24 protein-coding genes, 1 rRNA gene, 1 pseudogene and 1 riboswitch are annotated in these 22,055 nt (G+C 45.3%); of the genes and pseudogenes, 2 read left to right on the top strand and 24 right to left on the bottom strand.

Annotated elements, in window-relative coordinates:
* Nucleotides 1-30: 30 nt before the first annotated feature.
* The 13 genes and pseudogenes from glmU to ACFPXP_RS12845 all read right to left on the bottom strand — a co-directional run bounded on the left by glmU (nt 31) and on the right by ACFPXP_RS12845 (nt 12,066).
* Nucleotides 31-1,428: a bifunctional UDP-N-acetylglucosamine diphosphorylase/glucosamine-1-phosphate N-acetyltransferase GlmU gene (gene glmU / locus ACFPXP_RS12905; protein ID WP_379894665.1), complete on the bottom strand. Its 1,398-nt coding sequence runs from the start codon at nt 1,426-1,428 to the stop codon at nt 31-33.
* Between the two features lie 126 nt (nt 1,429-1,554).
* A complete protein-coding gene (gene spoVG / locus ACFPXP_RS12900; protein WP_379894664.1) occupies nt 1,555-1,842 on the bottom strand; it encodes a septation regulator SpoVG in 288 nt (95 codons plus the stop codon).
* Nucleotides 1,843-1,951: 109 nt separating this feature from the next.
* Nucleotides 1,952-2,350 (bottom strand): RidA family protein, encoded by a 399-nt coding sequence (locus ACFPXP_RS12895; protein WP_379894663.1) that lies wholly within the window; start codon nt 2,348-2,350, stop codon nt 1,952-1,954.
* A 16-nt stretch (nt 2,351-2,366) separates the two neighbouring features.
* Nucleotides 2,367-3,206 carry a pur operon repressor gene (gene purR, locus ACFPXP_RS12890; RefSeq protein WP_379894662.1) on the bottom strand — a complete coding sequence of 280 codons (840 nt, stop codon included), beginning with the start codon at nt 3,204-3,206 and terminating at the stop codon, nt 2,367-2,369.
* 195 nt (nt 3,207-3,401) lie between these two features.
* Nucleotides 3,402-4,256 (bottom strand): 4-(cytidine 5'-diphospho)-2-C-methyl-D-erythritol kinase, encoded by an 855-nt coding sequence (gene ispE, locus ACFPXP_RS12885; RefSeq protein ID WP_379894659.1) that lies wholly within the window; start codon nt 4,254-4,256, stop codon nt 3,402-3,404.
* Between the two features lie 374 nt (nt 4,257-4,630).
* Nucleotides 4,631-4,801, bottom strand: a pseudogene (locus ACFPXP_RS12880) (small, acid-soluble spore protein, alpha/beta type); the annotation flags it as partial.
* Nucleotides 4,802-5,019: 218 nt separating this feature from the next.
* Nucleotides 5,020-5,295: a biofilm formation stimulator Veg gene (gene veg / locus ACFPXP_RS12875; protein ID WP_379894657.1), complete on the bottom strand. Its 276-nt coding sequence runs from the start codon at nt 5,293-5,295 to the stop codon at nt 5,020-5,022.
* Between the two features lie 205 nt (nt 5,296-5,500).
* Nucleotides 5,501-6,358 (bottom strand): sporulation peptidase YabG, encoded by an 858-nt coding sequence (yabG, locus tag ACFPXP_RS12870; protein WP_379894656.1) that lies wholly within the window; start codon nt 6,356-6,358, stop codon nt 5,501-5,503.
* A 100-nt stretch (nt 6,359-6,458) separates the two neighbouring features.
* Nucleotides 6,459-7,361: a 16S rRNA (adenine(1518)-N(6)/adenine(1519)-N(6))-dimethyltransferase RsmA gene (gene rsmA / locus ACFPXP_RS12865; RefSeq protein WP_379894655.1), complete on the bottom strand. Its 903-nt coding sequence runs from the start codon at nt 7,359-7,361 to the stop codon at nt 6,459-6,461.
* Nucleotides 7,358-7,912, bottom strand: a complete 555-nt coding sequence (gene rnmV / locus ACFPXP_RS12860) for a ribonuclease M5 (protein ID WP_379894654.1) — start codon at nt 7,910-7,912, stop codon at nt 7,358-7,360. The genes rsmA and rnmV overlap by 4 nt, the downstream gene beginning before the upstream one ends.
* A 221-nt stretch (nt 7,913-8,133) precedes the next feature.
* Entirely contained in the window at nt 8,134-9,270 is a 1,137-nt protein-coding gene (locus ACFPXP_RS12855) for a ubiquitin-like domain-containing protein (RefSeq protein WP_379894653.1), read from the bottom strand.
* Nucleotides 9,271-9,666: 396 nt separating this feature from the next.
* Nucleotides 9,667-9,844: riboswitch (cyclic di-AMP (ydaO/yuaA leader) on the bottom strand.
* 182 nt (nt 9,845-10,026) lie between these two features.
* Nucleotides 10,027-10,794 (bottom strand): TatD family hydrolase, encoded by a 768-nt coding sequence (locus ACFPXP_RS12850; RefSeq protein WP_379894652.1) that lies wholly within the window; start codon nt 10,792-10,794, stop codon nt 10,027-10,029.
* A 48-nt stretch (nt 10,795-10,842) separates the two neighbouring features.
* On the bottom strand, nt 10,843-12,066 hold the full coding sequence (locus ACFPXP_RS12845; RefSeq protein ID WP_379894651.1) for an HD domain-containing protein: 1,224 nt from the start codon (nt 12,064-12,066) through the stop codon (nt 10,843-10,845).
* 292 nt (nt 12,067-12,358) lie between these two features.
* Here ACFPXP_RS12845 and ACFPXP_RS12840 point away from each other — a divergent pair, with 292 nt between their 5' ends.
* On the top strand, nt 12,359-12,631 hold the full coding sequence (locus tag ACFPXP_RS12840; protein WP_379894649.1) for an AbrB/MazE/SpoVT family DNA-binding domain-containing protein: 273 nt from the start codon (nt 12,359-12,361) through the stop codon (nt 12,629-12,631).
* 113 nt (nt 12,632-12,744) lie between these two features.
* Here ACFPXP_RS12840 and rsmI read toward each other — a convergent pair whose 3' ends face one another.
* From rsmI to ACFPXP_RS12790, 10 genes are all read right to left on the bottom strand, one after another.
* A complete protein-coding gene (gene rsmI / locus ACFPXP_RS12835; RefSeq protein WP_379894648.1) occupies nt 12,745-13,629 on the bottom strand; it encodes a 16S rRNA (cytidine(1402)-2'-O)-methyltransferase in 885 nt (294 codons plus the stop codon).
* 3 nt (nt 13,630-13,632) lie between these two features.
* A complete protein-coding gene (locus ACFPXP_RS12830) occupies nt 13,633-14,385 on the bottom strand; it encodes a tRNA1(Val) (adenine(37)-N6)-methyltransferase (RefSeq protein WP_379894645.1) in 753 nt (250 codons plus the stop codon).
* A 113-nt stretch (nt 14,386-14,498) separates the two neighbouring features.
* A complete protein-coding gene (gene yabA, locus ACFPXP_RS12825; protein WP_379894644.1) occupies nt 14,499-14,849 on the bottom strand; it encodes a DNA replication initiation control protein YabA in 351 nt (116 codons plus the stop codon).
* 24 nt (nt 14,850-14,873) lie between these two features.
* The gene (locus ACFPXP_RS12820) at nt 14,874-15,686 is read right to left on the bottom strand and encodes a PSP1 domain-containing protein (protein WP_379894643.1); all 813 of its coding nucleotides are present in this window, start codon (nt 15,684-15,686) and stop codon (nt 14,874-14,876) included.
* Between the two features lies 1 nt (nt 15,687).
* Entirely contained in the window at nt 15,688-16,668 is a 981-nt protein-coding gene (gene holB / locus ACFPXP_RS12815; RefSeq protein ID WP_379894642.1) for a DNA polymerase III subunit delta', read from the bottom strand.
* Nucleotides 16,669-16,733: 65 nt separating this feature from the next.
* Nucleotides 16,734-17,180, bottom strand: coding sequence for a YaaR family protein (locus ACFPXP_RS12810; protein WP_379894641.1), 447 nt, complete (start codon nt 17,178-17,180; stop codon nt 16,734-16,736).
* 24 nt (nt 17,181-17,204) lie between these two features.
* The gene (locus ACFPXP_RS12805; protein WP_379894640.1) at nt 17,205-17,534 is read right to left on the bottom strand and encodes a cyclic-di-AMP receptor; all 330 of its coding nucleotides are present in this window, start codon (nt 17,532-17,534) and stop codon (nt 17,205-17,207) included.
* 149 nt (nt 17,535-17,683) lie between these two features.
* Nucleotides 17,684-18,316, bottom strand: coding sequence for a dTMP kinase (gene tmk, locus ACFPXP_RS12800; RefSeq protein WP_379894639.1), 633 nt, complete (start codon nt 18,314-18,316; stop codon nt 17,684-17,686).
* A gap of 94 nt (nt 18,317-18,410) precedes the next feature.
* Entirely contained in the window at nt 18,411-19,862 is a 1,452-nt protein-coding gene (locus ACFPXP_RS12795; protein ID WP_379894638.1) for an aminotransferase class I/II-fold pyridoxal phosphate-dependent enzyme, read from the bottom strand.
* Nucleotides 19,863-19,993: 131 nt separating this feature from the next.
* A complete protein-coding gene (locus tag ACFPXP_RS12790; protein ID WP_379894637.1) occupies nt 19,994-20,173 on the bottom strand; it encodes a sigma factor G inhibitor Gin in 180 nt (59 codons plus the stop codon).
* 362 nt (nt 20,174-20,535) lie between these two features.
* On the opposite strand from ACFPXP_RS12790, the gene ACFPXP_RS12785 reads away from it, so the two are divergent.
* The gene (locus tag ACFPXP_RS12785; RefSeq protein WP_379894636.1) at nt 20,536-21,060 is read left to right on the top strand and encodes a hypothetical protein; all 525 of its coding nucleotides are present in this window, start codon (nt 20,536-20,538) and stop codon (nt 21,058-21,060) included.
* Nucleotides 21,061-21,664: 604 nt separating this feature from the next.
* Here ACFPXP_RS12785 and rrf read toward each other — a convergent pair.
* Nucleotides 21,665-21,781 (bottom strand): 5S ribosomal RNA (rrf, locus tag ACFPXP_RS12780).
* Nucleotides 21,782-22,055 lie beyond the last annotated feature (274 nt).

Below are 22,055 nucleotides of genomic sequence, written 5' to 3'. Positions count from 1 at the left end.
TGAAATTGATTTAAGTATGATTGATGATGATTATGATTTCGATTTGTTCTGCTGCTCAATGCGTTTTTTTAGTTTTGATGCATAACCGGATTTGGTCGTTTGTCTTGCACGGGCTATTGCCAATCCGTCTGCATCCACGTCCTGTGTAATCGTCGATCCTGCGACAACATACGCATTCTTGCCGATTTTGACAGGTGCAATCAGATTGGAATTGCTGCCGATGAACGCCCCGTCCTCTATGGTTGTTGTATGTTTGCGCAAACCATCGTAATTCGCTGTAATGGTTCCGCAGCCGATGTTTACGCCGCTGCCGACAATAGCATCTCCGACATAGCTAAGATGAGGGACCTTGCTGCCCGAACCGATAACCGATTTCTTGATCTCTACAAAATCGCCGATTTTCACCTGGTCCGAAATTTCTGAGCCTGGGCGAATATATGCAAACGGCCCCACCTGGATGTCCGAACCCAGCTTGGATTCTGCGATGACAGACTGCTTCACACTGCAGCTGTCTCCGACGATCGTATCCGCCAACTCGCTGTTTGGACCGATGAGACACCCTTCCCCAATCTGCGTTTTCCCTTTTAAGATAGTGTTGGGCAATAACGTCGTATCCATACCAATTTGAACGTCAGCATCGATATAGGTGCTGTCCGGATCGATGATGGTTACACCATTTCTCATGTGCATTTCCGCAATCCGTCTTCTCATCAATCGTTCGGCTTCCGAAAGGGCCACACGGTCATTAATACCGATGGATTCTTGTTCATCCTCCAAAATATAACCCTGCACTAATTCGCCTGAAGCTCTTAAGATGCCGATCACATCCGTCAAATAATATTCCTGCTGCGCATTTTGATTCGTGACCTTGGCCAGTGCCTTAAACAGCTTTTGGTTGTCAAAGCAGTATGTTCCCGTGTTGATCTCGCGAATGCTGCTTTGTTCTTCCGTGCAGTCCTTCTGTTCCACAATGCTTTTGACACTACCATCGGTATCTCTTACGATTCGTCCATAACCGTGAGGCTTTTCAAGTTCGGCAGTCATAATTGTAGCGGCCGCTCCCGTGCGTTCATGCAGATCCATCATCTGCTGCAGAGACTCATGGCGAATTAACGGCGTGTCGCCGCATACAACGAAGGTCGTCCCCTCTTCTTCACTAAGCAATTCCTTGGCCTGCAGCACCGCATGGCCAGTACCGAGCTGCTCTTGCTGCAGCACAAATTCCGCTTGTCCGTCCAAACACTGCTGAACCGCTTCTGCTCCGTGACCAACGATAACCACTGTTCGGTCTGCGTTTATATCATTTAACAATTTGATGACATGACCTACCATAGGAACGCCGCATACAGGATGCAGCACTTTATATAGCTTGGATTTCATCCGCTTACCTTGGCCAGCCGCCAAGACGATGCCTATTCTTTTCTTCAAAGTAAAACCCTCCCTGCGAATTTGTTGAAGCAGGATACGGCGATACTGCGCCTTTTATGAATATATCTTACTTTGACTAAAAAGAAAAGAGAGCCATACGGCTCCCTTGATTTCAACAATAACTTGTTATGCGCCTTCCTCTATAACATCTTCTTCTTCAGAAGCTGCACGCTCATACTCGGCAAGCACGGCGCTTTGGATTTTTTCACGCGTCTCGGAAGAGATAGGATGGGCAATATCTCTAAACTCACCATCTGGCGTTCTCTTACTCGGCATGGCAACAAACATACCATTATTCCCATCAATGACGCGAATATCGTGAACTACGAATTCGTTGTCAATCGTAATGGATGCAATCGCCTTCATTCGCCCATCTGAGTTGACTCGGCGGAGCCTCACATCAGTAATTTGCACTCAAGTTCACCACCTTTTCCTATCAAAAAAGACTTGGTGTATAATTCCACATTTTAGGGCAAACTCCTTCTAATTTGATGAAAAATTTTAGAAATATTTCGATTTTTGCTCATTCTTTAATGTTTTCGACAGGAATCGATGCAATCAGCTCAATTTCTACTCTTACATCTTTAGGCAGCCGTGCCACTTCCACGGTCGAACGAGCTGGTTTATGCGTGCTGAAATACTCCGCATACACCTCATTCAATAAAGCGAATTCATTCATGTCTTTAATAAATACCGTCGCTTTTATCACATCGTTAAACGTACAGCCCGCCTCTTTTAAAATAGCCTCTAGATTACGGAATACTTGGTGAGTCTGCTCTACGACTCCGCCTTCCACGACTTGCCCATTTAAATCGAGCGGGATTTGGCCTGAAGTAAACAGCATGCCTCCTGTGATCACCGCTTGAGAGTAAGGTCCAATCGCTGCGGGAGCCGAAGCTGTGCTCAAAGTTCGTAATGCCATAATTTGTTGTCCTCCTTCATTCTCCTTGGATAGGGGTAAAATAGTTGCCTGGTTTTACGGTTACAGCTTTATTCTTTACATCCACCATCGTTAAGTCCGCTAGGGAAATGTAATCCTCTATCAGCAGTTCACGTTGATCCGGATCCTTCGCTTCCACGAAAACGCCAACACCGCCAACATGAGCATTAAATTCCTGCAGCAGATCCATCATCCCGCGAATCGTACCGCCGGCTTTCATAAAATCGTCGATGATGAGTACATTCGACCCTTCCTGCAGCGCTCTTCGTCCAAGCGACATCGTCTGAATCCGTTTGCTTGATCCTGAGACATAGTTAATACTTACAGCCGAACCTTCGGTTACTTTATTATCTCGTCTTACAATGACAACCGGAATATTCAGGTGTGTCGCCGTCGCATACGCAAGTGGGATTCCTTTCGTTTCCACGGTCATCACGCAATCAAAATGCTGATCAGAAAAAGCGGATGCGAATATTTTACCTACTTGATTAAGCGTTCGCGGCTGTCCCAAAATATCAGACATATACAAATAACCGCCAGGCAAAATGCGTTCAGGCTGGCTAAGCTCTGCACAAATGTCTTCCATCATTTGAAACGCGCCTTGGCGAGATATCCTCGGTATGTATTTAACGCCACCCGCCGCACCGGCCAATGTCAGCAGTTCGCCGACATCCTCGATTTCGAACAGTTCTTTAATAATCGCTAAATCTTCACTGATGGAGGATTTTGCCGATTGATAACGATCCGCAAAATAAGTGAGAGGCACCAAGGTGTGGGGGCGGGCAATCAAATATTGGGTCATATCAATGATTCGGTACGGTCTTTTTAATTTTTTCATGTCCAATATCCCCTAAATATGAATACTTCGATATTTGAATCCATTTCATCATACCTGTTGCTGCTTTGTAAAAACACATATTGTATTTATGGTTCGGTGTTTTAAATCAAATGATGCAATGAATTCACCTTGTTTCCGAACTATTAACAAGAATATACCATTTTTATACGTCTTTGTTCAAGAAGTATTCCATTTTCATGTTAACATTCTTACCACGTATACCTGTTTACAAAATCCTCTTAATCCGTTATAAATCCTGGCGACCTTCGATTCACGGCTCACCAGCCCGAATACGGTCGGCCCGCTGCCGGACATGAGTACACCGTCCGCCCCCATCCGAATCATGGCTTGCTTTAACTGCTGGACTTGAGGATACCGGTCCAGCGTAACCTCCTCAAGCACGTTCCCCATATGATCACAGAGCATATGAAAGTCTTTATTCCGGATGGCTTCGAGCACCTTGCCCGTATCCGGATGGCTGCGAATGGAGTCGGCCTTTAGCTGTCCATAAATCTCCGCGGTGGATACATTAATCGGAGGCTTCGCGAGCACCACCCAGCACTGCGGAGGTGCAGGAAGCGGTTCAAGTACTTCTCCTCTTCCTTTGGCGAGCGCCGTTCCTCCTGTTACGCAGAATGGAACATCCGAACCCAGCTCTTCTCCCAGCTTCTTTAGTTCTTCTATCGGTATGTGCAGCTTCCACAACCGATTCAGCCCTCTCAAAGCGGCTGCCGCATCACTGCTTCCTCCTGCTAGACCAGCAGCCACGGGTATCTTTTTATTTAAATGGATGTAGACGCCTTTCCGCACATCATATCTCTCTTTAATCAACTTAGCGGCCTGAAAAGCTAAGTTTTTTTCATCAAGCGGAATATAGCCGGCCTGACTAGATATAATAATCGTATCCCGAGGGAGTTCCTCCATTTCGAGACGGTCCGCCAAATCCACCATCGTCATCACCATCTCTACCTCATGATAGCCATCCTCGCGCTTTCGAAGTACATCAAGGCTCAAATTAATTTTGGCTGGAGCCTTTTCGTAGATTTTCATGAAGTCACCCCCGACATTCCCCAATTAACATTTCTCGTTGTTCTAAAAGCCTTGTCTTCATAGATCCAAACCATACGATGGATCCTGAAAATGATCCTCGGATGCGTGGTCTATCGGCCTTTTCAAACATTCTGCTTGTTATAACTATATCAAATGCCATAAAAAAAAGCTAAAGGCAGGTCAGCCTTCAGCTTTGGAGCTGTGCAGATTGTAAATTATTAGGATTCAGGTCCTCTAGACATATGTTGGTTAGGATCCGTCTGTTCTTGATAGGATGCATACTGCCCAACCTGCTGAGGGTATGGATTATAGTTTGGCTGCATAGGGGCTTGTGTGTTGTTGTAAGGCTGCTGCGGAGCTTGGGCTTGATACTGCTGCTTGGATGCCTGCTCTGCGATTTGAATCGCCCTCTTGATCATATTGCCTGCATCTTTTGTTTTAATGCCGCCCCATCCTTCCTTTTGCACCGTTTCGTAAAAGCCTAGATCTTTAGCTAGCTCATATTTGAATTGGTCTGACATGACAGACCTTCTTCTGCGGCTCATATAAGGTCATCTCCTTTGTCCAGATGGTGGTCGCCTTTTTATTATTTCAATGCGTAAGGAAATGCATACTTCCAAAACAACCCACTGACAACCACGAGAACTGTAAAATTCCGAATGGAGCTGGTATATCCGTTGATGACAATACAGGGAATTTATGAAGAAAACACAAAAGCAGTGGAAGATATATAAACTCTTCCACTGCCTTTATGCACCATTCATTACTGCTGTACATAGGAAATGCGAACTTGTCCATCATCGCTGCAAACCATCACTTCTACGGATTCCGTCAAAATATCAGCGTAACTGTATGAAACCCGTTTAAAGGCGTGCTGGTCTTGATCCAACTTCACAATGAAGACGGATGGATACGTCTCTTCCAGCACTCCTGTTCTTTCGATCGTCTTTCGGCGGCCGCCGTTGGCCTTTAACAATACTCTGGATCCCACATGTGATTCCAAGCTTCGCTTAATATCAAGCAAAGTGTTTTTTGCCATGTTAGTACCACCTCTTTCCTCATTATTATATCGGAAAAAGGGTGGTTTGTCAAACAAGCTAATTATTATAACAGTCGGTTAAACAGATTGTCAATGATCAAATTTATTGTCTTATGCAAAATGAACCTTTCCTTATCGCGATTCCATACTCTCAGACACAGGTTTTCGCGAATATGAACAGCTTATGGATATGCACAAGCATGCATTACATATGCTGAATATTGGGTAAACCGATTCGGTAACTTCCACGCGTTTCAATCCCGCCCATTCCTTTTATTCCGCTGACGGTATTACTGATGACATCCATCATGTTCACGCTCTCCTGTATGGAAGTGTACGAAACTTTGCAGGCAATTTGTACGGGATCGAGCGCATGTATCAATATTCTGCCGGGTGAGCTGGCAAAATTGGCTCCAGCTTGCAGAAGCGCCTCGAAGTGGGATTGACATGCACCGGCAATCACCGTTAACGTATCTATATTTTTCTCGAATTGCCTTGCCGCTCGGATCGCTTTGACGAAATGAGTCGAATTTTTATAACTGGACAGGTGATACTTATTTTGCTCTGCTTCACTTTTGATCATTCCGTCGTGCCCCGTAATGACTACAATGTCCGGTCTGCTGTTAGGCAACAAACGCAAGAGGGCATCAGCCATATCCTTCTCCGCGACATAATGTCCTTCGACCGGCACTTTGAGCCGTCTATAAAGATCCATGCTCTTGCGCAAGTAGGACGCATCCCCATCGAGATGAAGGACCTTTCCGGGAACTTCGAAATAGGAAGATTCCAAACCCGCCTCACCCATCGTGCGCATTTGTTTCTCTACCTGCACTTTACGAAATTGTTCCATTCGTTTTCTCGTTTCGGTAAAGCGTAAATCATAGCCGAGTGCTGCCGAATTCGAGAACGTCCCTTCAACCCTTTCCAGATCGCTTAAAGGTGCATCAGCAATTAATCGAAACTCGACACCGCGTAATACAGCCGTATTTTGGATGATATATTCGATTCGAAAGATGACATCTTTTCCGTAAGATATACGGACACAATAATCTCCCTGTTTCATGCTGCATCCCTCCTGCGACTATCATATGGTCGTTTATCACGATCGGTTCCATATTTTCAGTCTCAGAACGAAGCAGCGTGGAATATCCAGGAGCATCGGCCTAACGCTCCATCTCCTTGCGAATCTCCTCGCTCAAAGTTGCGAATTCCTGCATGGACAATGTTTCTCCGCGGCGGCTGGGTTCAATCCCGCACCGGTGCAGCAGATCCGTTAACTGCTCCTTTTGTTGTTTAGAAAAGAAGCGAGTGACTAAATTGTTGTACAGCGTCTTTCTTCTTTGGGTAAACGCAGCCTGCACAACCTGGAAGAAAAAGTCGGGATCCTTTACGTTTACCGGCGGCTGCTGACGCAATGTGAGACGCATGACGGCCGAATCCACATTCGGCTGAGGAATAAATACGGTACGAGGCACATTCATAACCAGCTTTGCCTCGCAATAATACTGGATCGCTATACTCAAACTGCCATAATCCTTGGTTCCTGGACTGGCAGTCATTCGTTCGGCCACTTCCTTCTGAATCATTACAACAATATGCTCAAAAGGAACGTTCGATTCCAGCAGCTTTAATATAATCGGTGTAGTAATATAGTAAGGCAGATTAGCGACGACGCTGACTTTGCCGAATCCCCGAAACTGCTCCTGCATTAACTGATGGAGATCAGTCTTTAATATATCCTCATGAATGACAACTGCATTCGGATAAGGGGCTAAGGTTTCCTGCAAAATGGGAACCAATCGGCGGTCAATTTCCACTGCTGTCACCTTTCCGGCGGCGCGAGCCAAATATTCGGTCAGCGCTCCGATACCGGGGCCGATTTCCAGAGCCCCTTTGGTCTCATCTAATTCAGCGGCCGCAACGATATTCCGAATCATGTTTTGATCCGTCAGAAAATTTTGTCCGAGGCTCTTCTTCATTGAAAAATCATGTTTCCTGACGATTTCCTTTGTTCTCGTCGGGGTCGAAATGAATTCATTCGATTGACTTCGCGTCACTTCCATCATTCCTTAGTCTCTATTTGTCGAACAGCCGCCTCGAACTCCTCTTTCGAAATTCGGAACTGACTGCATCTTTTCAAAAATTGCTTCCCGTTGCAAACTCCTATACGCAGAAGCTTGCCCATCTCTTCCCGTCTTCTGGCTGCCTCTGGATGCATCACCAGCCTCGCTTCCATCAAATCAGCCATCGTAATGGCACTAGGCGAATCATCTTCAAGATGGGGCTCTGCAGTGTGCACATGCTCCAGCGCTCGCCTAATAGCTTCTGGAGAGGCATGCTCAACCCCAACCTTCCCTTTCGCCTTTGCTTCCTGTACATTCAAGAAAGCGTGCTTGCATCCCGGCACATGCTCCGATATGATGCTGCGAATTCGTTCCCCCGGATGATCCGGATCGGTAAAAATAATGACTCCCCTGCGTTCTTGCGCCAGACGGATCGTATGCAGAACATGTTCGTCTATGGCTGAACCGCCTGTCTCTATTGTATCTGCGTTAACGGCTCTCTTCACCGCTACCGTATCATCCTTACCCTCAACGACAATAACTTCTTTGATCATACTTTGATCCCTTCATATGATTTTATGAATCCGCCCATCTCATCCATTTATTTTACCACACGTCTACGATATATTTTCATTATTCCTTTTCCGCTTTAGCTGATTTTGCCGCTGCAACCCAATACAAATATTCCCGTACCTTGAGAGCTTACGTGAATCCTCAGCACTCTAAGGTCGTAAAAAAAAGAAAGGGGCTGCTCCCCTTTCCAATGAATTATCCTCTATGAAGGTTTATTCGGCCCAATGACATAGACAGTGTAGCCCTTTTTCCTGCCAAACTGCTTGGCTTCAGACGTGCTCTCCATATATACATCGATATGATTGCCCTTCACCGCGCTGCCGGTATCTTCCGCTTTGCGGAAGCCTAGGCCCTCAATGTAGATCCACCAGCCGATCGGTATGACTTTAGGATCTACAGATACGGTGCGTCCTTCCTGTACTTTCGTGCCGGAATACGTAATACCGTATCCAGGATCACCCTCGCTTTTTCCTGTCGAACCTGCGCCTGCATCATAAGCAGTCAATTCCACGTCCGTAAGCACTTTTTTATAATCGAAGGTAACTCCGTCAATCGTTACCTCATCAACGGATGGCGAGGACGCCGACAAAATGGCAACAGGATTTTTCGTTCCGACAGCAACCACTTCTTCTACCGGCTCCTGCAGCACGTTTTTTTCGACCATTTTCTTGGAAACCACTTTCCCGTCAGCGATCGTCGTCTCCACCTTCGAAACGAGAACGCCTTCCTGCCCTTCCTGCACTAACTGCTCTTTGCCTTTGAGCAAGCTGTTGTCTTCTTTTTTCACCGTCTGAAAAGGAATGGCATGCTGCACTTCCTCCACCTTCGTTTCGACTTGTACGACAGTGATCTTTAACTGCTCCTTAACAGGATTTGATGCATCAGGAAAGATCTTATCATCTGCATCAAAGGCAATATCTAAGTCTTGTAAAGCTTCTCCAACCGTATCGGCTGTTGTATATTTTGTTTCGGTCTTCCCGCTCGAAGTAACCTGTACAGCCTTAGCGGTTTCAATTTCAATAACGGATTTATGCTCTAATTCTGCATTAAGCGGCAAACTAACAACATCGTGTTCACCTAATTTCACTGACTGTTCTTCCAGCAGCCCCTGTACAGTTGCTTCCTTTGTTTGCACCTGCTTTTGCACTCCGTCAATCGTTAATGTGACAGATTTGCTGTCGGTGCCATGAAGCAGAATGAAGAACAGCAGGGAAACAGCGATCAATGAGAAACAGGTGATTAACCACCATTTTTTGTTCTCATGCTTCCATCGAATTGCGAAAGACATTGCGGATGATCGCTTCACTGAGGCCGTTTCCTTTTGAGTTTGAAACGTCACTCGTTTAGCCCTCCTTCAAAGTCCCGCCGTAAATGTTACGCATGATGCAATATACTTGACGCGACTATTCAGTTTATTGAATCTTCCACTTCAAGGGATGGTACGGCTCATCCTCGTCCATGACATCAATGTATGTGCATAGACTCCGATCCATTCCAACCGTTCGTCTATTAAGGGGATGATCCTTGCTAGAGAACGTGATTCCATTAACCTTTCATGGTCATCATCAAATACGTGTGCTGTCACTTCCGGAAATGATCAGCTGATGTCGATTCACATATTTAAAACCTGTCTATTTACCAAAAAGGAATTTCAAAAAATAAAAAGAGCCTGCGAAAAGAGGAACTCTTGTCGCAGACTTGTACGATTTTTGTCCAAGTCATAACCTTTGCGAGGCAGTTCACCTTTTCACGCTTACGAGGTTAGCTGTCGGATTCGGGCCTAAGCAGCAAGCCCTATTAGTGTCTAGTCAACACCAAACTCACCCCAAAGTGGATTCAGACTAGTAACTTGTCTTCACCACGATAAAATGGGTCCCCCGTTTTCTTGCAAAGAAACTAAGCGATGATGGTTCAATGGAATCAATATGAAGTTTCTAAGAAAAGATGATAATCGCTTTCCGGACCAGTGTAAAGCAGGTAAAAACGGAAATTGGCGGTTAATTTCCGCCCAAAATCACCTTGATCACCATTTTTTCAAAGATAATAATTGTTTGTTGCATCCTCACTTGAAATTTCAACGCTTTACAGGCATATATTAATTTATTCCAAACAACTTTTTGGCATTATTCCCAGTTTGTAGTACAATTTCCTCAAAACTGACCCCTCTTAACTCAGCGGCTGCCAATGCGACTAACTTTACAAAACCCGTTTCGTTTCGCTTTCCCCTATTTGGGTGTGGTGCCAAATAGGGGCAATCTGTTTCCACCAACAAACGGTCCATCGGTACCTTCTGAAGCACCTCTTTAGGCTGTTTTGCATTTTTAAATGTAATGGGTCCTCCGAAAGAAATATAAAAATTCATATCCAGGCACTGCTTCGCCGTCTCCCAGCTCCCCGAATAGCAATGCATCACACCGCCGATTTCCGATGCGCGTTCTTCCTTCAATATCTGCACGACATCATGATGCGCATCACGGTTATGAATAACGATCGGCAGCTTAAGCCGCTTCGCCAACCGGATCTGTTCCCGGAACACCTGCTGCTGTACATCCTTTGGAGACGTATCCCAATGGTAATCCAGACCCATTTCTCCGAGCGCGACCACCTTCGGATGGCGCGTTAATTCCTCAATCCACTCGAGGTCTCCTTCCTTCATAAACACCGCATCTACTGGATGCCAGCCGATCACTCCATAGATAAAATCATATGTGTCAATCAGTTGAATCGTAGACTGTATCGTTTCCCGATTAAAGCCGACATTGATCATCCGTTCAACTCCTTGCTCCAGTGCCCTTTGTATAACGGATTCACGGTCTTCATCAAATTGTTCTGTATCTAAGTGTGTATGTGTATCAATTAGCATGTTTTTTCTCCTTTGATTGTTCTAAGTATTCAGGTAACGTTCTTGCCTCTATATAATTCCTTCCGGAAAATATAAATGGTGCATCCCATTGTGTATCCCGCTTATGGACCGAACAATATGGGATTTTTCGGAAATATCCACGAGTTCGTCGCTTTCGGTTAATAAATAAATTGGAATTTTCTTCTCTAACATGCCCGGGCGGTTCACATCATATGAGAGATCGCTTGGAAAATCTACAGCCATATAATATTCAGGATCATAACCGCACTGACTCAATTTCAATCGAACGGCGTCGATCAATGATTCGTCAATTTGTTCCATCGATGTATATTTAAATAAACGGCGATGTAAAAATCGGCTGCATAAATCTGACAGGATATGATCCTTCTCCAGCGTCCACTGCATCATCGTCATTTGAATGAATGACTCATCCAGCATCATATATTGCTCCACACTCACTGTTCCTTCTATTAAATAATCCATCGGGGAACATAAGAAACTGAATTGATATCCAGATTCATACAGCGCTTTTGCCCTCTGGAATATTTTAGTCAGTATAATTTCCGAGCTTCGAGTCACCGGATGGAAATAAACCTGCCAATGCATCTGATAGCGCGACATTAAGTAGGCTTCCACCGCATGCATCCCGCTTTCTTTAATGACCAGATGTCCTTTATGAGGACGAAGAACACGGATGATCCTCTCCAAATCATAAGTGCCGTAGTTGGCTCCTGTGTGGTATGCATCACGCAATATGTAGTCCATTCGGTCCGCGTCCAATTGACTCGATATGAGACTGACGACAATGCTTTTCGGATATTTTTTTTGAATCACCTCAGCTACTTTATCGGGAAATTCAGCAGAAACCTTTCGAAGCACCTGATTGACTTCCGTATTCTCCGTCAGGATACGACAGGTCCAATCCTCGTGATTCATATGTAAAGCGGCCTCAATCGAATGAGAGAACGGCCCATGTCCAACATCGTGCAGGAGCGCAGCGCATAAACAAAGCAACCTTTCCTCCTGTGGCCACTCCGCCAAATGGTGTCTCTCAAACTGGGATATAATTTTCCGAGTAATCTCATAGACTCCAAGCGAATGGGAAAAGCGACTATGCTCTGCACCATGGAATGTATAAAAAGATGTACCTAACTGTCTAATGCGCCGTAGCCGCTGCATTTCCTTCGTACCGATCAGGTCCCATATCACCTGATCTTGAACATGGACATATCGATGGACTGGGTCTCGAAACACTTTCTCTTCCTTTAACATGGTTTTCTCCCCCTTCATTCGACAAAAAGATCAAACCTTCCATTTGAATATGTCGAATTTTGATACCAATAGATTTCCAATAAATCGACTATTTTGAGGCAGTTTTAGTGAGGAATGTCGAAATGAACTGCCCGAAAACCCTGATGTTTCTTCATTTCTCATAATTTTTAATATTTCACGCGCGTCAATTTCTATTGACTATTATGGGAATGACTGGTATCATAATCTACGAAAATAATGTCGAAAGTTGCCGATATAAATTTATTTTTTATTATCCATAGGAGGACCTATCATGATGAAATCGACTGGTATTGTTAGAAAAGTAGACGAATTGGGACGTGTAGTTATTCCCATTGAGCTTAGACGTACACTTGGCATTGGCGAGAAAGATGCGCTTGAAATTTACGTTGATGGCGAAAGAATCATGCTGAAAAAATATGAGCCCGCATGTATTTTTACAGGCAATGCAGATGACTTGATTTATTTCAAAGGAAAAATGATCAGCAAATCTTGTATTCCTGAATTAATAGATTTATATAAATCCATGACAAATGCCAAAGAATAGGTTATACTATACTTATTGAATTGTTAAATCCAACCTTGTTAATTCTAACCTTTTCATATCTCCTTTGTATTCCCGCAGTCTACATGACCGCGGGATTCTTTTTTCAGTTCTGACTACAAATCAATACATTCGTTATATACCTCACGCTTAGGCAGTCCCCGGTCCAGAGCGGCCGCCTTTACTGCATCCTTTTTCGGCATTCCCTCCTGAATGTAGCGGCTTACATGTTCCTGAATGGACATTGATGTCCACCACGACGTTTCTTGATCATCCTCGGCAGTTCGCTCATAACCTTCGATAAACATGCAAAACTCCCCTAAAGGATCATTTCCGATAAAATGTTCGATACATTCAGAAATCTTTCCTCGTAAAAATTCCTCGTGCCTTTTCGTCAGTTCTCTCGCCAAAACAATACGCCGATCTCCCCAGATTTCCAACATCATTTGCAAGGTTTTAACCACACGATGCGGAGCCTCGTACATCATGAGTGTCGTTTCCCATTTGCCCCAATGCTCAAGCTGCAGCTTCAGCATTTTCTTGTCTCTCGCTGGAAATCCGATGAAGGTAAATGCACTGGTGTCCATTCCTGATGCAATCAATCCGGTTAAGGCCGCATTCGCGCCTGGAATCGGAATGACATCATGACCGTTCTCTATCGCTTCGCGAACCAGCTCAAAACCGGGATCAGAGATCGCAGGGAGCCCCGCATCACTTACCAGAGCCACCTGCTCGCCACTTTCCAACCTTTCCATAATGTGCTTCCCGCTGGATTGTTTATTATGCTCATGATAGCTGATCAGCCGCGTATGAATATCGTAATGGTTCAGAAGCTTTCGAGTCTGGCGCGTATCCTCTGCCGCTATTACATCGACTTCCTTCAGCATTCGGACCGCTCGAAAGGTCATATCCTCCAAGTTGCCGATCGGCGTTGCAACCAGATACAGCTTTCCGCTTCCCTCATTATGGATTGTGTCCTTGTAGCTTTGTTGAATATTCATGGCTTACCCCTTATTCCCGTAATAGATTTCCATCAATTCATCACAGTACTGCTGCTGGTCGTTGTATACGATCAGTGGGGGCAGAACACGAAGATCGGGTTTTCCATCTCGTATCGCCTCGATGAGCACCATATTTGCTTCCGCTTCCTTTTTGGGATGGACCAGCCTTATCCGCTTCGGTTCCATCTTATACTTGCGCATATATGTACAAATATCCGCCAGTCTTGACGGCCTGTGAACGATCGCCACTTTACCGCCGCTTTTGGCGAGCCGTCCGCAGGCAGCAATCACATCTTCGAGCGTACATTTAATTTCATGACGGGCAATTGCGACGTGCTCATTCATGTTTCGATCCCCACTTCCCGGTGGGAGATATGGAGGATTCACTGTTACTAAATCGAATTGACCATATCCGGACTGCAGATGGTACTGCTTCAAATCCTCATGCACGATCTCGATGCGTTCCTCAAGGCGGTTAAGACGTACATTACGGCGGGCCATTTCAACCAACCGTTCTTGAATTTCCACTCCTGTAATATGTGCCTTGCTGCGCACCGATAAAAGCAGAGGGATCACGCCGTTGCCGCTGCATAGATCCACAATACGCCCCCGCACCGGCACAGAGCAGAACCGGGATAAGAGCACCGCATCCACGGAAAAGCTGAACACTTCTTCACTCTGTATAATCTTCAAATTTTGATTTAATAAATCATCGATTCGTTCACTGCTGTATATCGGGACCTTCGTCTGTTCCATTCGTTTACCTGCCCTTGTTTCATTATGCCTTCAACCCTTACATGGATCTTTCCACACACTTCAACAGATTTGAAAAAAACCGTAGAGTATTCTCTACGGCATTATAACGCTTATTATTTGTTTAAGAAAGAGAGACAAAACAGGCAATCGCCTTCGGTCCTTAATTGGCCGTAGTGCAGATTGCAAATATGAAAGCCTTCCGCATACAATCTTGCCAGGTTATCGTACCCTTCGCCGACGACATCATTTGGCCGCTGTTCATCCCTGACATTCTCTTTGGGGGAAGGTTCCAGCTCTGGGGACGATTTCAGCAAGCGCCTCAGCTGTTCGTTCTCCATCTGGAGACGATTGTTTTCTTCCAGCAAATCAGCCACTTGTTCCTTTAAGTGTGACAGGTCGTCTCTCAGCTTGGTCCAATGTTCCTCCAATGCGGAAATATCCGAATATATATTATTTTTACTCACTAGCTCCACCCCAGTGATTTGTGGTTACTCTTGCACGGCTGCAACATCATCGAACGGCAATTTCATGCTTTTATTCAATTCGAAAATTTGAACCTGAGCCATCCGTTCGTTCGGATGGATGGATAACACTTTGCCTTCACCCAATGATGTAACCACTAAGCTGCCCACAGAAGGTATTTCTTCTTTCTCTTTGATCGTTTCATAATTGTCATGCTCATATTTTAAACAGCACATCAGCCTGCCGCATAGTCCGGAAATTTTCGTAGGGTTTAAGGATAAGTTCTGGTCCTTGGCCATTTTAATCGAGACGGGTTCAAAATCACCGAGCCACGTCGAACAGCACAGTGTTCTTCCACATGGACCAATGCCGCCCAGCATTTTCGCCTCGTCCCTGACGCCGATTTGGCGAAGTTCAATTCTAGTTCTGAAAATACCCGCTAAATCTTTGACAAGCTCCCGAAAATCGACACGGCCTTCCGCCGTAAAATAAAAAATGACCTTATTGCGATCAAATGTATATTCAACGTCCACCAACTTCATCTGCAGCTGGTGCTGACGAATTTTATCCAAGCAAATTTGAAAAGCGTTCTTTGCAGCTTCTTTGTTCTCCTCTACGACGTGAGCATCCTGATGGTCTGCAATCCGAATGACTTTCTTAAGAGGAAGCACAACGTCCGACTCGTCCACATCTTTTTTTCCTATAACCACCTTGCCGTATTCAATGCCTCTGGCCGTTTCGACAATGACGTGGTGCTCTTTGGATATCTCCAAATCCGTCGGATCAAAATAGTAGACTTTGCCGGCCTTTTTAAAACGTACGCCGACGACGGAATACATTTTATCCCCCCTTCATCTGTATAAATAAACGCTCGAGTGCCAATTGCGGATTCACATGAGCGCGAATTTGTTTTTTCGCTGCAAGCACATCTTCCATCCAGTGGACGATTCTAGCAGCATCATACTGATACGTATGTTTTTTAAGCCAAGCGGCCTCATCTTCAAAAACAAGCTGTTCCTGACTTTCTGTTTGAGCCTGAAGCATATCCCTGAACCAAAGCAGCAGCAGATCGAGCAGCATGTCCAAATGCTCGGACAGCGCCGTCTTCGTCACTTTCTGCTGAATCGATATGCTGACTTCAGCTATGTTTGCGGTAAGAGCTTCCTTAGCCAATTGTATCATTACGGTTCTTAATTCTGCAAATGCATTTAACTGGATAAGTGTTCTCGCGCCATCTAATCCTGAAGCGAGCCTGGCTGCAGTTTTGGCAAGGACGCGGGAATGCCCTTCGGCTTCCAGCATGTGGGTCATCTGCTCGCTCGGCAGCGGGGAGAACGGAACGTACTGCGCTCTGGAATGAATGGTAGGCAGAACGGCTTGTCCATTATCGGTAATCAGTACCGCCATCAGACGGGATCCTGGTTCCTCCAAAAACTTCAGCAGGCTGTTCGCTGCTTCGGATGTCATTTTATCCGCCTGTTCAATGATATATATTTTCATCTGGTCGGGATCTGAACGGAGCGAAAACTCTTTCTGTAAATTTCGAATTTGTCCGATTTTAATAGACAATCCGTCGGGCTCGACGCGATAAAGATGCGGGTGGTTATAATGCTCTACCTTTCGGCATTCAATACATTCCCCACAAGCATCGTCCGTCCCCTTTAAACAAAAAACAGCTTTGGCCAAACTGACAGCCATCTGCCGTTTTCCTGTTCCTGACGGCCCTGCAAATAAATATGCATGAGACAGTCGATCTTTCCGAAGCCCCGTCTGCAAAATCCGCTTGGCCTGATCTTGACCTTGAATTTGTTGAAATGACATGTATTTACCCTCTTATATTCCGTACATTTATTCCATACCTATACTGTTCAGTGTCCTATTCTACCCTAAAACAAAAGATTGATCAGCATGCCGCGAATTTCCCCAACCTTATGGAGAATATTCACTCTGCCCTCTTCCACTTGCAATAGTTCATCTGCCATCTCCAGCAAGTGGTGATCAATCTCTTCTAATAATTTATAGCGTTTCCCTCTTCCCCGGCGGTCCCAGCCTCTCGTTTCCTTTAATCCTACGCCTCTACGGACGGTCTCCTCCAAAAACTGCCTGACCATTCGTTTATACTGACGCAGCTCTCGAATGGTCATCGAACGAATCAACCGATCTCCCTGCAGCTGAATTTGATCCAGCATTTTTTTCAATTGTTCCTGAGAGGAGCGGTGCTGATGGTGCTTCATCATATCCGAAAAGGCTTGGTTTTGGAGAGGCTGAGAGCCTCCGCTGTCGGACTTCCGAATATCCGGGTTAATGGAGCGAAAGCCTGGATTAATTTTCACAGGGAAATTCCTACCTTCATCTGCTTAATAATGTTCTGATCTTTCTACGGGTACGACGAAGACAGCTGCGCCGCCAACCTGTACCTCAACGGGAAACGGAATGTATGAATCGGTAGCTCCTCCAACCGGAGAAACTGGCGTTACTAATTGATCTCTCACTTGACAGTTGGACCGAATGACACGCAGTGCGGCATCCACCTTGTCATCGTCTACACCAATCATAAACGTGGTATTCCCTGCTTTTAGAAACCCGCCGGTCGAAGCCAGCTTCGTTGCTCTAAAGCCTTCTCTAATTAGAGCGTTTGACAATTTACCGCTGTCTTTGTCTTGTACAATGGCGAAGATCATTTTCATCGTAAACAACCTCCTTATTTTATTATACTGAATTGGACTCGCTGCGAACAGAGCCTTGGTGTTAGTAGAAGAAAGGTAAAAGAAAACGTTTTCCTGATATTTATATTATACATCATACGCGCTGGCCGTATAGACGTGACACTCGCCCGTTACTCCATCATTCTTTTTTTCATAAAATGATTCAGTACTTCTTGTACGCTTTGAATGACGATGGAAAGTGGCGGGTTCGCATCAATGCGCTGGATACGCTCTGGATAACGCGCCGCAACAGCTAAGTATCCTTCCCTCACTTTATCATGAAAAGATAAGGCCTCCATATCCAAACGATTAATTTCCCGGTCCTTGTTGGCATGGATCCGCTCCATTCCTGTTTTGGGGTCAACATCCAAATAAATGGTAAGATCCGGCATCCAGCGGTCTATTGCGAAGGCATTAATATTCATTATTTCATCAAAACCAATTCCTCTGGCATACCCTTGGTAGGCTAGGCTGCTGTCAATAAACCGATCACATAATACAACGATTCCTGATTGCAATGCCGGGACAACCTTTTCCACCAAATGCTGTCTTCTCGCTGCTGCATACAGGAGTGCTTCCGTTCGGCTATCCATATGTACATGATCGGGATCCAAAATAATGCCACGGATCTTCTCGGAGATATCGATGCCTCCTGGCTCCCTGGTGATCATAACCTGTTTTCCTTTTGACTCAAACCATGTCTTTACTGACGGAATGATAGAGCTTTTTCCTGCCCCTTCCCCGCCTTCAAAAGTAATAAACATACCGCTGTTTTCCCTTCATCTCGATTACTTAGGATTTCCGTCATATGATGTGACTCATCTTTCCTGCCGCCAGAGCCAAATCGTCAAGCTATACTTACCGCTTGATGACCTTGATCAGACCGGCCCCAGCCATCCCTTGAACATGTCCTCCTTGCTGAATCCAGTGCTGCAAATCACGAGCCGATTGAGCAGTGATCACTTCACCTGGAACCCATAGCGGAATGCCCGGCGGATATGGGATCACCATATCGGCTGACTTGCATCCGACCGCATCATCTAGCGGAACGATTTCTACAGCCTCCGTAGACGCCAACCCCATATCGATAGGTAACAATTGTTCTTCCCTTGTAAAACAATTCCATAGCGGGCCGTGAACTTCCTTCTTTACAAGCCCGTATTTTTCGACAATTTGCTGCAAATTCAACAGCAATCGCTGAAGATGCTCCTCCTCAGTGCACAGACTAAATACGGCGAGCGTCCCCGAAGCATCCGACATCTCCATGATACATCCTTCCGCTTCCAACAATTTTCGAAGCTGATGTCCGCTTAGCGTTCCCGTTGTATCGGCGATATAGCACTTCATCGGGTCGATAAACCCTGGAACCTTATACGTTTCGGAATGGGCATGCCACAATACGCTAAGCTTTGAAAGCTTACTGTAAAACGATTGGATTTGGTGCAAAGTGTCTTCCAGCACATCCTTCCCCTGCTGCATGATGTAACGCCTAGCAATATCTAAGGACGCCATAATCGGATACGATGGACTGGAGGATTGCAGCATCGCTAAGAAGCGCTTTATTTGATCCTTTAGCTCGAGGCCGCGTTTTCCCTTCACATGAAGCATTGCCCCCATCGTCATCGCTGTGAGCATTTTATGCGTAGACTGAATAACGACATCTGCTCCGCAGCTTAAAGCGGATGGAGGCAGTTCGCCATGGAAGCCAAGATGCGCTCCGTGCGCTTCGTCGACAATCAGAATCTTACCATACGTATGGACCAGCTCAGCAGCTCTCCGCAGATCCATCTGATAGCCATAATAATTAGGAGCAGTCAGGAGTACCCCCTTCGCCTCAGGGTACATCTCTAGTGCTTGTCTGATGATTTCGATGGAAGGTCCTTGTGGAATAGGGACATCAGGTTCAAAAGTCTGAGGCAAGAAGACAGCCTTCGCTTTGGCAAGCATGAGCCCGTTCATCACAGATTTATGACTGCCGCGTTCTACTATCAGCGTATCGCCTTCCCCGCACAGGGCTAAAACAGAAGCTAAGTTGCCTGCTGTTGAGCCTCCGACAAGAAAGTAAGTTTCATCTGCGCCAAATGCATCAGCTGCCAGCAGCTGCGCTTCTCGGATACATTCCTCAGGATGATGCAAATCATCCAAACCCGTAATTTCCGTAAGGTCGATCTGCAAAATAGGATGGAATAAGTCCCTTTCCTCCTGCATCATGCCTCTTCCAGATTTATGTCCCGGCACATGATAAGAGGCCGTATGCTTTTGCCGATGTGCCTGCAGTGCTTCAAAAAGCGGTGCGCGATCGTGGTTCATTCTATTGCTGCTCCTTCAATTTCTTCTTACTATATAATCTATCACAAGTAAGCTTCAAAGAAATAAAAAAACCGCAAGCTGTCTGTTGCCGTTTCAGCGTGCGGGTCTAGGAGTTCATCTTTCTCCTACCATCAGGCATCCTTCTGCCACCATATTTGCTTGAGCTGCCGGATAAAAAACGGATATTTTAAATCTAACACATCGGTACCGACAATCTCTTTCTCACAATCTAAACATATGAAAGAGGTATAAATATGGATACCTTCTTTCTTATCGCCGTCGCAGATGATACAATGCTGCAGAGGTTCCATTCGATGCAGATCCCACCTTTATTTCTTTTACTAACATTATGACACAATTGGACAACTCTTAAACTCTATCTGATATAAAAGTGCTTTACTTACTTTAAAGTATGTGCTGGGTGCATGTCAGGTGTATGTACAAGAATATCTTTGTCTCAACTGTCGTTACAATCCCATTACTTCTTGAACTGCGCTATTGTGCCGCCGTACTTGGGATTGTCGTTCTTTCTCAAAATCGCATCCGATACATCATTCGAAGCTAATCATGTTTTGGAAAAAGCTGCACTGGAGGAACCATGTAAAAGAGAGTATGATAAATGAGGAATATTCCTGATTTTCGCAGATTTCTTTTCATAGGAAAAGGAGAAATTATGAAACATCAAGTACATCCAACTTCTAAAATATATCAATATCAATTAATAAAGAAAGTGAATTGGCCTGCTGCACTTAGCTGGTTCTATTTCCTTATTATGGCCGTTGCTGCTGCTTTATTCGCGGTGATCTGCGGTGTCCAAATCGCACTTTGGTTGGCTGCAGGTTTACCGATCGTATTTCTATTTCAATTTCTCTTGCACCGTTTCATTCTTATCGTTTTTCATCATACGAGTTTACAAAAATGGACTTTTCGTGTGTATCCCCCTTTGTGGGGTGTAATACCCGATCAATACATTTCCATTCGACGGATGGTGACAATCCAGTTAAACCTGTTTTTCATCGGAATTGTGTGGATCGCCTGCTTCATTCCATGGATACCGATTCAGCTCATCACAGTATTCCTATTCCTGCACGTATGGACCATGCTGCCTGGGACTGCATCTTTGTTTATCTGCTATCGGGCTTATCCTGATGGTCTCCTTAAATTCAACCCGAATGACGTATCCTGCTACAAATCGTAAAATGCTTCCTTGGAAATGTATATGGATCTACGGTTTATCCCAATGACATGAGATGGAATAATTTTATCGGGAAAACATCGAGGTCGGCATCGGTTTCTTCCTCTATTTCACGGATATCCTCCGTTGGAGTTACTTCGAAGGGAAGAAACCGTATACTCTCCAAACGGTGTAGGACGAGCAACATAGAAAAAGACCCGTGCAGATGCACAGGTCTTTAGTTGGCTTGATGGCGTCCTTCCGCACCGAGCATCCCCTTCATCGCTTTACTTCGAGGTCGGCATCGGTTTCTTCCTCTATTTCACGAACATACTCCGTTGGATTTGCTTCGAAGGGAAGAAACCGTATACTCTCCAAACGGTGTAGGACGAGCAGCATAGTAAAAGACCCATGCATCTGCACAGGTCTTTAGTTGGCTTGATGGCGTCCTTCCGCACCGAGCATCCCCTTCATCGCTTTACTTCGAGGTCGGCATCGGTTTCTTCCTCTACTTCACGGATATCCTCCGTTGGAGTTACTTCGATCGGAAGAAACCGTATACTCTCCAAACGGCGTAGGACGATCAGCATAGAAAAAGACCCGTGCAGATGCACGGATCTTTAGGTTAGCTTGGCAACGTCCTACTCTCCCAGGATCCTTCGGTCCAAGTACCATCGGCGCTGGAGGGCTTAACGGTCGTGTTCGGGATGGGTACGCGTGGTTCCCCTCCGCCATTGTTACCAAACCATATTTCGTTAAAGAAGCTTTTCGAGGTCCCCGCAAAGTAATCGGCTGTTCATCTCGAAGATTTCTCTTCACTTTGTGGGGTACGTTTTTTTGCTCCTTCAAAACTGAATGCGAAAGTGTAAGGTTGCATTGTTGATCAACATGTTGTCGATCTTTTGATTCCTGATGGAATCTTTGTATGGGCCCCGAAAAGTACCTGATTAAACTACAAAGTCTAACAATCACTTTTTAGGGTCATATTAAGGTGTATCTTTTGATTTCTCTGAACTATT

This window comes from Marinicrinis lubricantis, assembly GCF_042658665.1.
Lineage (GTDB): Bacteria > Bacillota > Bacilli > Paenibacillales > KCTC-33676 > Marinicrinis > Marinicrinis lubricantis.
Note: the sequence above shows the minus strand (reverse complement) of the source record. Positions and strands in the feature narration are given on the sequence as shown.